Below are 12,113 nucleotides of genomic sequence, written 5' to 3' on the forward strand. Positions count from 1 at the left end.
AGCGACCACGCAGCCAGCCGACCCAGCACCAATGACGATGTAATCATATTGAGTCATCCAATTCTCCTTGTTTGTCGTGTGAATCGATTGGTCTTGCTGTAAAAACTTTTGGGCGTTCAACGGTGTCTCGTGTTTTTGCATGTCCGATTGATCCAGACCTGCGCGCTAACTAACGCAGTGACTTGAACGCCGCGCGGATCTCTTCGGCGAAGACTTCCGGCTGTTCCCACGCCGCAAAGTGACCGCCCTTGTCAGCCTCATGGAAGTAGATCAGATTGCGATAAGCGCGCCGAGCCCACGTCTCTGGTGCTCGGTATATCTCTCCTGGAAATACTGTGATGGCTACTGGGAGCGAGATCTCGTCGGTTTTCTGCGCGATCGCGTTCAAGAGGCTGCTCTTGTTCTCCCAGTACAGCCGAGCTGACGAGACTGCGCTGTTCGTTAGCCAGTAGAGCGTGATGTCATCCAGCACCTCGTCTTTCGTCGGGGACTTTTCGGAATCGCTGCGGCTGCTTGTCCACTGCGCGAAACCTGGATGCCCGAGTAGCCACGCCGCAAGTCCGATCGGTGAGTCCGTTATGCCATACCCGATCGTCTGCGGCCGCGTGCCCATGATCACAGCATAAGCCCGTTCCTGCTTATTGAACGTGTCAAGTGAGTCGAACGCTGCCCGTTCCTTCTCGGATAGTCCTGCTGGTGCAGGTCCGCCGCTGGCGAGCACTGGGGCTACATCGGGCGGAATCGTTGCTGGCAAGTTGAGGTGGATGCCGAGTAAGCCTGCTGGTGCTTGACGCGCCATTGCACTGGTGATGGGAGACCCCCAGTCGCCGCCCTGAGCAACGTAGCGGGTGTACCCGAGGCGCTGCATTAGTTCCGCCCAGGCTTGCGCGATGCGATCGGGGTCCCAACCAGTGCCCGTCGGCTTACCGGAGAAGCCGTAGCCGGGAATTGACGGGATCACCAGGTCGAAGGCGTCCTCCGGACGACCCCCGTAAGCCGTCGGATCGGTCAGCGGTTCGATGATCTTTAGCTGTTCAATGACCGATCCGGGCCATCCATGCGTGACGAGCAACGGCAACGCGTTCGGATGTTTGGAGCGGACGTGGATAAAGTGAATGTCCAGGTCGTCGATGTTCGTGATGAACTGCGGTAGGGCATTCAGCTTTGCCTCAGCTTTCCGCCAGTCGTACTTCGTTCCCCAGTAGCGCACCAGCTCGCTCATTGTCGCCAGTTGCACGCCCTGTGACTGGTCGACGACAGTCTCCTTGTCAGGCCAGCGGGTTGCTGCAATGCGTCGGCGGAGGTCGTCGATCGCCTCCTGCGGAACACGAATGCGGAAGGGGCGGATGGCGTTGTCTGCGATCGCTTTGTCCACGACCTGAGCTTGTGCGATCGTCTGGGCGAATTGCTGCGCAAGTAGGCGAGTGGGCGGTGCCAGAAACACCGTTGCTACAAAAAGCGCGACGAGGAGCCGTGACAGGACAAGGGCAGCTGTGGTGCGGGCTTTGGGTTTGTAATGTAATTTTTTCAATTTGGTCATGGTGGTGTCTCTTTGCTGCAAATTGTTCGTCTCACGACTCAGGCCAAACACGATCAGTAACCGTCAACTTCAACGACAGCTTTGGCAAACTCCTGTGGCGCTTCTTGCGGCAGGTTGTGCCCGATGCCGCCTTTGATCGTGCGGTGCAAATATTTGCCCGAAAATTTCTTGCTGTAGGAACTGGGATCTGGATGTGGTGCGCCGTTGGCATCACTCTCCAGCGTGATGGTAGGCACAGTGATCATGGGGAATGTGGCGAGTCGCTTCTCAAACTCGTCATACTTGGACTCGCCTTCAGCTAGTCCGAGCCGCCAGCGGTAGTTATGGATCACAATGCTGACGTGATCTGGGTTGTTGAACGATGCTGCGCTGCGATCGAACGTCACGTCATCAAAGTTCCATTTCGGCGAGGCAAGCCGCCAGATCAGCTTGTTGAAATCGTGCCGATATTTTTCGTAGCCGAGCTTGCCGCGCTCCGTTGCAAAATAAAACTGGTACCACCATTCGAGTTCGGACTGCGGTGGCAGTGGCATCTTGTTGGCTTCACGGCTGCCGATCAAATAGCCACTTACGGAAACGAGCGCCTTGCAGCGATCGGGCCAGAGTGCCGCGAGGATGTTGGCGGTGCGCGCGCCCCAATCATAACCAGCAAGGATCGCCTTCTCGATCTTGAGCGCATCCATCAACGCGATAATATCGACCGCAAGCGCCGACTGCTGCCCATTGCGAACCGTTTCGTTGGAAAGAAAGCGCGTCGTGCCATAGCCGCGCAGATACGGGATGATCACCCGGTACCCCGCCGACGCCAACAACGGAGCGACATCGACATAGCTGTGAATGTCGTAGGGCCACCCATGCAGGAGGATGACTGGACGACCGTTTGCGGGACCCGCCTCAGCGTATCCGACGTTCAAGACACCAGCATCGATTTGCTTGAGTGAGCCGAACGACATGTTTGTTCCTGGCTTCATCATGGATGGAACTGCTGGTTTTGTTTTGCTCTGTGCGTTGGCAGAACCGAATCGTCCTAGCTGTGTAGTCGCAATAGTCGTGGCCGCAATGCTCAAAAAGCGGCGGCGTTGATGGTTGATTTTGTCGGACATTTTCTAATCCTGTTCGCCGATCGTTTGGGCATAGGTTTTGCCGTACGGGTAGAAGAGCTCTTTGCGGTCTTCCTGCCACGCCGCTTTCAGTGCGGGTGTGGTGATGTCCCAGTCCGGTCGGCATTTCTTGAGCACGGCGCGCAAGTCCTGGCGTAGCTCTTCGATAGTGGGACGCCCGAAGAACCAGTAGCCCATGTAGATCTTGTAAATGACCAGACCCGGCTCAAGGACGATCGTGTAGGGGATCATGGGATTGTGGAGCGGGTCCGTGTATTCGGCGATGTCGAGGTCTTTTTGGATTTTGCGTCCCGCGTCGGAGAGGAACGGCCAGTGAGCACCGACGCCGCTGCGATATTCATTCGTCTCGGTGATGTTGTCGGTGCTAATCGTGACCAATCGGCAATAGCCGACCTCAATCTCACGATGGAGTTGAACCAGCCCTTCAGCCTGTCGGCGATCCTTGGGGCAGTACCCTCCACGGCTGAGGACGAGAACCATCGGATGTTGTCCTTGCAGCTCAGAGAGCTTCCGGCGCTTCGCGGTGTGGTCGGGCAGTTCGTAGTCGGGGAAGACAACCCCTGGAACAATGTCAGAGCGCATATGAAATCCTCCTGAATAGTTTCATGCACGTTGCGAGCATTCTAGCGATCGATGACCGGGCGCACGGGCTTCGGCGAGTTTCAACAGGTTCTGGAGTCTGGAGTCCCAGGCAACCGTGAGCCTAGTGCGGGCAAATGAAATTCTTGAACCTTTGCCAGCGAGATCAGCCGCCAGCTGGGTGGCCGACGACCGCGTAGCTTCCGTTCCACCAGCCCGTGATGATCGCCGCGTACTCGTCAGCCGCGTCCTCCCAGGTGTAGTGCCCGGTGTCGAGGACGGCGAGCTTGCTCGCGGGCAGCCGTTCGTGAAGGAACTCCGCGTTGACCGGGGGCACGATCGGGTCCCGCCGACCGGCAATAATTAGCACCGGTGTCTGGATACTGGGCAGCAGCTCGCTCAGGACCGGCAGGTCTGCTGGGAAGCTGCGCACATAGCGCATCGACTCGACAAAGCGATCGCCCTCGTAAGCCGAGAGGTAGTCCTCGTGGGCAGTGTCCGAAGGAGTGTATCGCTCGATCTTCCTCATCGCCGCGGTGACCATCTGTCGCCCATCAATGCGGCGGTACGGATCGAGGTCAGGGGACTCGACAAACTCCTTCAGCACCCCGCCTAGCTGTAGCGGAACTGCTGCGCCCCCGCTCCCGACCACGAGACTACGCAACCGTCCCGGGTGGAGGGCTGCGGCGAAGAGCGCGGCACTAGTGCCGATGTCGGGACCGACGACGTGCGGCTGCTCCAGCCCAAATTCATCAGCAAGACGCACAACGAACTCGCCCATCGTGCGCGGAGACAGGAGCGCGTCGCGTCGCTCGGAGTGTCCGAAGCCCGGGAGATCCACTGCCACGAGGTGTGCGTGCTCAGCAAGCCGCGACCACGTTGACTCGAACGCGTACAGGCTCTCTGGCCATGGGCTGAGAAGGAGGGCGTGCACACCCCGCCCCGGATCCTCGCTCTCGGCATAGCGAATGGATAGCCCGTCGATGGTACGGAATCGCGGCTGGATAGACGTATGCAACGAGACGGTCATGGGTTCGTTTCGCCCGATCGCACCGCTATCAGATACCTGTCCGCTGTTTGGTTGCGTCACTCCTGATTGAGCCACGGTGTCCTCCTTTTAAGTAGTTTTGGATTTTTTGGGTTTGTGTGTGGTCGAGCTAACTAGAGTAGCGATCGAAACGCAGTACGAATCTCCTCAAGATCGGCACTACGAGCGACTGCCCCTCAAGCCGCGACTTGACTCCGCGTGAATTCAGCAGCGTGCAATTTCACGAAGTCGTACATGCTCGTCGGCGTTTTGCCGGTGAGCTTGAACAGGTCATCCGTCATGCGGTCATACCGCCCCTGCTGATGAAGTTCAGCCATCACCGCGAGGTGGTTGACGAGGTGCGTTGGCACCCCAAACTTGCGAAGCGTATCAACCCACCCGGAGAGCGGCACGTCACAATAGCGGATCGTGCGATCGAGTGCCTCGGAAAAGACGCGCGCATAGTGGTTCAGATCGGCTGATTCAAATCCGGTCAGATTGTAAACCTGACCAATGTGCGGGGCAGGGTCGTCGAGGATCACGGCAACGGCGCGCGCCACATCAACCGCCGAGATCGGTGAGGTCTTGCCATTACCTAACGGCAGCGCCAGTTCGTCGCTATCCCGGACGCCAGCAGCAGCGAGACGCAAGAAGAAGCTTTCCAGGAAGACCGTCGGTCGCACTGTGACGATCGGCAGCCCTGACCACGCCAATGCCTGTTCTGCAAGCCAGTGCAGCTTGTGCTGTGGGCTATCAGTCGTCTCGGTGATGCTCATCTGCGTCACCGTCATCTGCGACATGTTCACAAAAGCCTCAACGCCGTGATGGCGCGCTACGGCAGCCGTGTTGACCGTGGCTTCAAGATACGCTGGCGAAACCGACATGCTGAAATAGATGCGTGCAACCCCTGCGATCGCCCGGTGCATTGAGTCCAGATCGGTTAGATCGCCCTGCACAACCTCGGCTCCAAGCTGGCGCAGACCTTCAGCGCGTTCATCTTCTCGCCGAACCAAGGCACGCACCTGATGCCCCTTGTCGAGCAGCATTGCGGTGAGGTTGCGTCCGATCGCACCAATATCGCCTGCCGCCCCGGTCACGAGGATTGGGTTGTCATGTGAAGATTTCATCGTCATATCATTTACCTCTTAATTGCATTCAGATGGACCAGGAGGCGTTCGGAGTTTCGGGGGCACTAGCGACGAGAACAACGTTGCGACCCTCGCTGTCTGACTTGGCAGGTACTGGCTGGACGAATAGCGGGAGGCTCGTTTGTGTCCTCGGACTTAGCGCAGCGATCGGAAACCCGCTCTGAGTTCCTGAGCAAAAAGCATTGGCTGCTCCCAGGCTGCGAAGTGTCCGCCTTTGTCGAGCTGGTTATAATAAATGAGATTGGGATAAGCCCGCTCAGTCCAACTCCGCGGAGCCTGATAGGCCTCGCCGGGAAAGACGCTCACCGCCACTGGAATAGAGACGCCCTTGGCGTTCCAAAAGCCACCCTTATATTCCCAATAGAGACGAGACGCGGAGACTCCCGTGTTCGTCAGCCAATAGAGCGTGATGTTATCAAGGATCTCGTCGCGCGTCAGTTCGCCCGTGGTGCTTGTGGTTCGGTTCAGAGCCTCGAAGACTGCGGCGGCAGGCTGTCCGCCAGCATCATCGTGGTCGAGCAGCCAAGCAGCCAGCCCGACGGGCGAATCCGCAATTCCATACAACGTCTGCGGGCGCGATGCCATGTACTTGGCGTAGGCGACTCTTTGCTTCAGCGTTCTGTCCAGCTGCTCGTAGGCGCGCCTTTCCTCAGCCGACAGACCGGATGGAGGTGGGTCGCCAGCCACGAGCGCTTTGTCAACGTCGGCTGGAACTGTCCCAGGATAGTTGGTGTGGATGGCGAGCAATCCCGCGGGTGCCTGCACACCCATCAGGTCAACGACGAACGCACCCCAGTCGCCACCCTGAGCAACGTAGCGGGTGTAGCCCAGCCGCTTCATCAACACGTCCCAAGCCCGTGCCATGCGATCGACGCCCCAGCCAGTAGTGGTCGGTTTGCCGGAGAAGCCGTAGCCAGGCATCGACGGAATCACCAGATGGAACGCGTCCTCAGCTTTTCCGCCATGTGCTGTGGGATTGATCAATGGATCGATAATCTTTAGCTGCTCAATGATTGAGCCGGGCCATCCGTGCGTAACGATGAGCGGCAACGCGTTTTCGTGCTTCGATCGAACGTGAAGGAAATGAATGTCCAGACCGTCGATCGTGGTGATGAAGTGCGGCAAGCTGTTCAACTTTGTCTCGACCTTGCGCCAGTCGTAATCGGTTGCCCAGTAGCGCGCGAGTTTCTGCATCGTTGCAAGCGGTAGACCCTGCGACAGGTCAGTGACAGTCTCCTTTTCGGGCCATTGCGTTGCTGCGATGCGGCGACGGAGATTGACGAGTGCTTCTTCCGACATGTTGATGCGGAAGGGGCGAATTGCGCTAGAGTCGGTGGATTGCACGCTTCCAGGTTGAGTCGTGGTGGTCCCCTCTGGTTTTGTTTGGCTGGATTGGGCGTTGGCAGAACCGAATCGACCGAGCTGTGTAGTCGCAAGGGTCATGGCTGCAATGCCTAAGAAGCGACGGCGTTGATGGTTGATTTTGTCGGACATTGATCGTTCTCCGATTGGATTTAACTCAACTTGTTTTCATTGAGTTGGCTATTTGTTTCAAATGTGAGTATTGGTGTTGGTCTAGCCCAGAAAAAGCGGTTAGATTTTGAAGCTGCTGAATTCTGAGCAAATAGCCAACACCACGCACTCTTATCGCTCGTTGCGAAGGCGTATTTGTTTGCGTGATTAGCCGAACGTGAATGCAAACGCTTCCACCCCGGAATCTAGAAACTCGATCTCGAACGATCGATCGCGGATGGGGTGCGGCTGTCGAACCAGTTGGTACAACCGCTGTTCGGTAACGGTGCCTTCGCCTCGCTCATTGACATCAAGTCCGCGAGCCGCGACTGGCGGCTGTCCGTCTATGAGCACGCGAAACCGCACAGACATTCCTGGCTCAGCCGGACCCATGACGAGATGAAGGTCGCGGGCGTGGAAGCGGTACGCGATCCGTCCACCGGACTGATTTAGTACAATGGCTTGTCTTCCGATCGTCCAATTGCCCGAAAGTGCCCATTGATTACGTTTCAATTGCGCGGGGACGGTATATGAATGAGGTCTGTTCAACACCGCGCTGCCGGGAGAGGCAAAATTCTCCGTTCTTTCGTAACCGAGGTAGTTTTCAGGCGATTTCAGGCTGTTCCAATCGGCGGTAGCCTCAAAACCGCGAGCGTTGCCTTCGACCAGTTCTTGATCAACACGGTCAGTTCCGGACTCAGACAGGAGCTGTTGAATGACCCGTTCCGATTTCTCGTAATTGCCCTCGCCGAATTGGTGATGCCGAATGCGTCCTTGCGTATCTACAAAATAAAGGGCTGGCCAATAATGATTCCCGAACGCGCGCCACACGGCATAATCGTTATCCACGGCGATCGGATAGTCAATGCTCATGTCCGTCAAGGCTCGGCGGACATTATCGATAGTCTGCTCGAATTCAAACTCCGGGGTATGTATACCAATTACGACGAGTCCCTGATCCTGATATTTCTCAGCCCACGCGCGAACATACGGGAGTTGGCGCAGCCAATTGATGCAGGTATACGTCCAGAAGTTGATCAGCACGACTTTTCCACGCAGCTCATCAACGGTTAATGGCTGTGAATTGAGCCACGTAGTTGCGCCGGCAAGCGAAGGCAGTTCGCTGAATGTGGTAGCTCCGATCGCATTATCTGGAGAGAGCATAAACAACCTCCTCCATGTAACGGTCAGCAGCGGCGGCGGCCTCTTCTGAACTGCTGCCCTTCTGACGCGCACTCAGATAGGGCGCGTACCAGTCCCACCAGTTATGCTTGGCGTGCGTCTTCTCGTAGGGGTCGTGGTGCTCTGCCGTCTCGCGCAGAAGGGTTGCAAGGGTTGCAACGTCCACGTTTTGCGATGGCGTCGAGTCCCACAGACGACCAGGGAGCCGCGTTGTGATTTCCTGGAGCAGCCAGAGGTTCCCATCCGGGTCCTCGAACGAGGCAAAGGAGAAGTAGGAACGACCTTGTGGATCGCGCCCGGAAATGCGTGGATTCTCTACCGCATTGTTGAAGGGTCCGCCAGCGTAGTGGAAGATCTCGCTGACATTGACGCCACGATCGATCAAGTCTTTGCGGGCTGCGTCGAGGTCGTCCACAGCGAGAACCAGGTTTTGCGCTGAGCTAGAGTTATTTGGAGTGACTCCCTTGCCAAAGATGATCGAGGCTTCCGAGTTGGGCGGTGTCAGATGCACATTGCGGTAGTCACCCGCTGCGATGTCGATGTCGAGTCGCCAGCCGAGATTCTCGTAGAATGCCTTCGTGCGATCGACGTCGGAAACGCTGAACACCACAACTTCGAGTTTCATGTTTGGACTGTTTACGTGATTGCTACTCATCTTGTTCTCCTTTTGGTTGGTAAGTTTGCTGTTCAGATTGATTACGTTTCATTCTTCTGCGATCGGCCCATGCACACCACTCAAGTTCTTTGAGTTAAAACGCGACTTATACCAATTCGTAATTCGTAATTCGTAATTCGCAATTGCAGAAGCTTGAGTTTGCCTACGTTTTAGCGGTTTGATCTGTGGCTGAAATTTAGAGAATTGGTATTAATCGGGTGTCGTCGTTCCAGGTGTTGTTTTGTATATTGTCTTTCGCTCTTTCGGTTTGTGCATGGCTGCTGCACTGGGGGATCAAAAGGAGCGAGACGCCTGATACTGTTGGTTCCTTTTGATCCTTAATCGATCGATGTCTCATTACCGTCCGGGAAGCCGCACCCTGACCTCTTGGAGCACCCAACCATTGCCATCTGGGTCACTGAACGAGGCATAGGAAGCATAATCGCCACGCTTTGGATCGGGACCTGGTACTCGTCCCTCAGTCCCGGCATGGTGGAAGATCCCGCCAATGTCGTGAAATATCTCACTCACCTCAACACCCCGCTCAACGAGTTCAGCACGGGCTGCTTCGATATCGTAAACGATGAGATATAAGCCTTGAACTGAGCCTGGTTCGGCTAACGACACTCCTTTACCAAAGATAATTGAGGCTTGTGATCCAGGCGGGGTGAACTGCACGACTCGGAAGCCATTCTCGCCAGGAAAGTCAGCATCGAGTCGCCATCCCAATGTTTTGTAAAAGTCTTTGGCTCGATCGACATCGGCAACAGGTATCACCACAACTTCGAGTTTCATGGCTTGATTGGTTACTTGATTGCTACTCATCTTGTTCTCCTTTTGGTGGATTTGCTGTTCAGATGGATTACGTTTCATTCTTCTACGATCGCCCCATGCACACCACTCAAGTTCGTTGAGTTAAAACGCGACTTAAATGAGGGGCTCCTGGACTTGCAACCTGCAAGTGAATTGAGCTTTGGTGTGCCCTGAGGTGGGATGAATTGAACGGCTACCTCTCATCCATCCGATGTCCAATTCATCCCTTGAATCAGCGAGTGGAACGCTACTTAGTTTGAGTTGCCGTAGAAGTTAATGCGTCCATAGCCTAAGAACTGTCCTAGCCCGTTCTTTCCATCGGGATAAGCCGTCACACCAAACAGATAAACACCATTCCAGCTTGGATTTCTCTGTGCGGCAAGCGCGATCGTCACCGTGCTACCAGGCTGCACCGGTGGATCAAACACGATCGTTGCTTCACCGGGGTTAGCAGGCTGAGCACCACCGACGCTTGCCAAACGAATTTCAGGTCCATCTGCGAATCGTCTGCCGATGAAGGCTTTATGGTTGGCACCATTAAATTTGACCGTTTCTACGTTGGTTGCCTGTGCAATTGTGACTGCTTTCAAGGGTTGTCCAGCATCCTTGGGCACGGTTAGCGTGAACTCATAGGTGGAAGAGACACTTCCTCCGTTTGGGAAGGCAGCCGCCCGAACCAATTGTGGTGGATGGCTAAAAAAGGTTTGCCTAGCTGGATCAGTTGCGATGCTTTTTTGTGACTGTAAGTCAGGTGTTTGAGATTGAGGTGTTTGAGACTGGATTGCTTGAGATTGGGTAGTTTGGGGCTGGGTGGTTTGTAATCCCAGCTGTTGAAGGATGACTTCATACTTAGTTAAAGTACGGGATGCTAATGGCTGATTGGTGGTTCCAATCATACTTTTTTGTGGCTGGGACTGGATTGCTTGAGATTGAGTTGTTTGTGGCTGGGTGGTTTGTAATCCCAGCTGTTGAAGGATGACTTCATACTTAGTTAAAGTACGAGAGGCTGATGCCGGGGCGGCAGTAGCTGCGTGCTGCTGTGCAGATGCGGCAAGGATCGTCAAGGTTAGGCCGATGGTAAATTTGTGGAATTGCATGGTCAATCTCCTTAAGATGTAAATGAAGTAAAAGGGACACGACAAGACGAGATTCAATGAACTGAACTAGAGGGAATGCTCGAATTGCTGCTTGATCTCGAGCTGGCAAGTTGGCGCAAGCGATCGCTTACCCAGAGCTTCTTTGGGATGCTGCAAACGTAAGTTTCGTCAGTGATACTAAGCGTTTGAGCAACGCGGGATTTCTATTGCGATCAACGAAACTACTTCTTTCCGCGATCGGAAGTACTGCACAGGAGGAGCCATAAATCGCTGCAATTCAGGTTGATGGCTCGCTCTCTCTAAGTCACAGGCTACTAAGAAGGAATCGTTTTCCAGACGATGTCATTCACGGATTGGTCAAACGTGGCGCCATGGAAATCCTTGATTATTTGCAGCGATAATGGCGGCTATCAGTTGCTCAGCGTTCCAGCGATCGGTATATTGGATTCCATTGATAAACAGGGTTGGAGCAACCGTTACTCCACTCTGAATCCCGCTTTCAATGTCTTTATTGATGCGATCGATATGCACTCCCCCGGATAATTCTTGCAGAAATCCCCGAATGTTGAGTCCTAGATGATCGGCATACTCTACCAAATAGCCATCCCCTAACGCTTGTTGAAAATTGAACAACATCTCATGCATCTGCCAAAACTGATCTTGAGCGGCTTCTGCTGCTTCTGCCGCACGTTGAGCATGGGGATGGATTTGACGCTGTGGAAAATGCCGAAAGATAAAACATAGGTAATTCTCTCCTAAGGAAACACTAAGCTGCCGCTGAACGGCTTTAATCAACTTGTAAACGTCCGCACTTTGAGGGCATTGATAGTCTCCATACATCACTAGTATCACGGGGGCATCCAATCTACCTTCCATATGATCCTGTGCTGAACGTGGGACAGACCTGCGAGTATGGTCATGATTCACGGATCCCTCCGAGGGAAAATATGCTCCTCGCAACCAACCGTCTACAACCCTCTTTTTGCCATCGATATTCAGTAAACTGAGGTTCTGTAACTTAGTTGATTGGCGGCCTTTGTTAGCGTGAGTTCACTATATGCAATTGACTTTAGTTTGTCGCCTGCTCAGGGTTTGCAATTTTGCACCTTAGAAAGAGTGATTCATCAAGCACTCTCATGAGGGAAACCGATTTCAACTTAAGGTTGCACTTCAAGCTCAAACTTAAGTTGAATATCCCTCTTTCATCATTTAGGCAGAGCTAAATAGGAGACGAGGTAGCAACAGATCATGAACTACTGGACAATAAAACTGTTGCATCTGCGCAATCAATTGAGCAAATCCATGTCCTAATGATGGAATCTTAAACACTCTCACCATAAAGACTATCTGCCAGCACTAATTCAAATTGGAATCCCATTGCGCTCAACTCACAAATCATGGCAGCAGCAATTTGTGGTTTGGTGCGATATTCATCGCCA

Annotated in this window: 11 protein-coding genes and 1 pseudogene; all 12 read right to left on the bottom strand. The window is 54.4% G+C overall.

Annotation, left to right across the window (positions count from 1 at the left end; all coding sequences use genetic code 11):
- Positions 1 to 169: 169 nt before the first annotated feature.
- On the bottom strand, positions 170 to 1,540 hold the full coding sequence (locus tag H6F43_RS13285; protein ID WP_190343221.1) for an epoxide hydrolase family protein: 1,371 nt from the start codon (positions 1,538 to 1,540) through the stop codon (positions 170 to 172).
- A 53-nt stretch (positions 1,541 to 1,593) separates the two neighbouring features.
- Positions 1,594 to 2,643 (bottom strand): alpha/beta hydrolase, encoded by a 1,050-nt coding sequence (locus H6F43_RS13290; RefSeq protein ID WP_190343222.1) that lies wholly within the window; start codon positions 2,641 to 2,643, stop codon positions 1,594 to 1,596.
- Between the two features lie 3 nt (positions 2,644 to 2,646).
- Positions 2,647 to 3,243: a redoxin domain-containing protein gene (locus H6F43_RS13295; protein ID WP_190343223.1), complete on the bottom strand. Its 597-nt coding sequence runs from the start codon at positions 3,241 to 3,243 to the stop codon at positions 2,647 to 2,649.
- Between the two features lie 163 nt (positions 3,244 to 3,406).
- Positions 3,407 to 4,270, bottom strand: coding sequence for an alpha/beta hydrolase (locus tag H6F43_RS13300; protein ID WP_190343224.1), 864 nt, complete (start codon positions 4,268 to 4,270; stop codon positions 3,407 to 3,409).
- Between the two features lie 194 nt (positions 4,271 to 4,464).
- Positions 4,465 to 5,394: an NmrA family NAD(P)-binding protein gene (locus H6F43_RS13305; protein WP_190343225.1), complete on the bottom strand. Its 930-nt coding sequence runs from the start codon at positions 5,392 to 5,394 to the stop codon at positions 4,465 to 4,467.
- A 156-nt stretch (positions 5,395 to 5,550) separates the two neighbouring features.
- Positions 5,551 to 6,909 carry an epoxide hydrolase family protein gene (locus H6F43_RS13310; RefSeq protein ID WP_190343226.1) on the bottom strand — a complete coding sequence of 453 codons (1,359 nt, stop codon included), beginning with the start codon at positions 6,907 to 6,909 and terminating at the stop codon, positions 5,551 to 5,553.
- Positions 6,910 to 7,095: 186 nt separating this feature from the next.
- Positions 7,096 to 8,091, bottom strand: a complete 996-nt coding sequence (locus tag H6F43_RS13315; RefSeq protein WP_190343227.1) for a thioredoxin family protein — start codon at positions 8,089 to 8,091, stop codon at positions 7,096 to 7,098.
- Positions 8,075 to 8,764: a VOC family protein gene (locus tag H6F43_RS13320; protein ID WP_190343228.1), complete on the bottom strand. Its 690-nt coding sequence runs from the start codon at positions 8,762 to 8,764 to the stop codon at positions 8,075 to 8,077. The genes H6F43_RS13315 and H6F43_RS13320 overlap by 17 nt, the downstream gene beginning before the upstream one ends.
- A gap of 357 nt (positions 8,765 to 9,121) precedes the next feature.
- On the bottom strand, positions 9,122 to 9,589 hold the full coding sequence (locus tag H6F43_RS13325) for a VOC family protein (protein WP_190343229.1): 468 nt from the start codon (positions 9,587 to 9,589) through the stop codon (positions 9,122 to 9,124).
- Between the two features lie 239 nt (positions 9,590 to 9,828).
- Positions 9,829 to 10,674, bottom strand: coding sequence for a DUF2808 domain-containing protein (locus H6F43_RS13330; RefSeq protein WP_242025583.1), 846 nt, complete (start codon positions 10,672 to 10,674; stop codon positions 9,829 to 9,831).
- Positions 10,675 to 11,031: 357 nt separating this feature from the next.
- Complete coding sequence (locus tag H6F43_RS13335) at positions 11,032 to 11,550, bottom strand: DsbA family protein (RefSeq protein ID WP_190343230.1); 519 nt, start codon at positions 11,548 to 11,550, stop codon at positions 11,032 to 11,034.
- Positions 11,551 to 12,001: 451 nt separating this feature from the next.
- A pseudogene (locus tag H6F43_RS13340) lies at positions 12,002 to 12,113 on the bottom strand (IS701 family transposase); the annotation flags it as partial.

This window comes from Leptolyngbya sp. FACHB-36, assembly GCF_014695955.1.
In the GTDB taxonomy this organism is placed as follows: Bacteria; Cyanobacteriota; Cyanobacteriia; order Leptolyngbyales; family Leptolyngbyaceae; genus FACHB-36.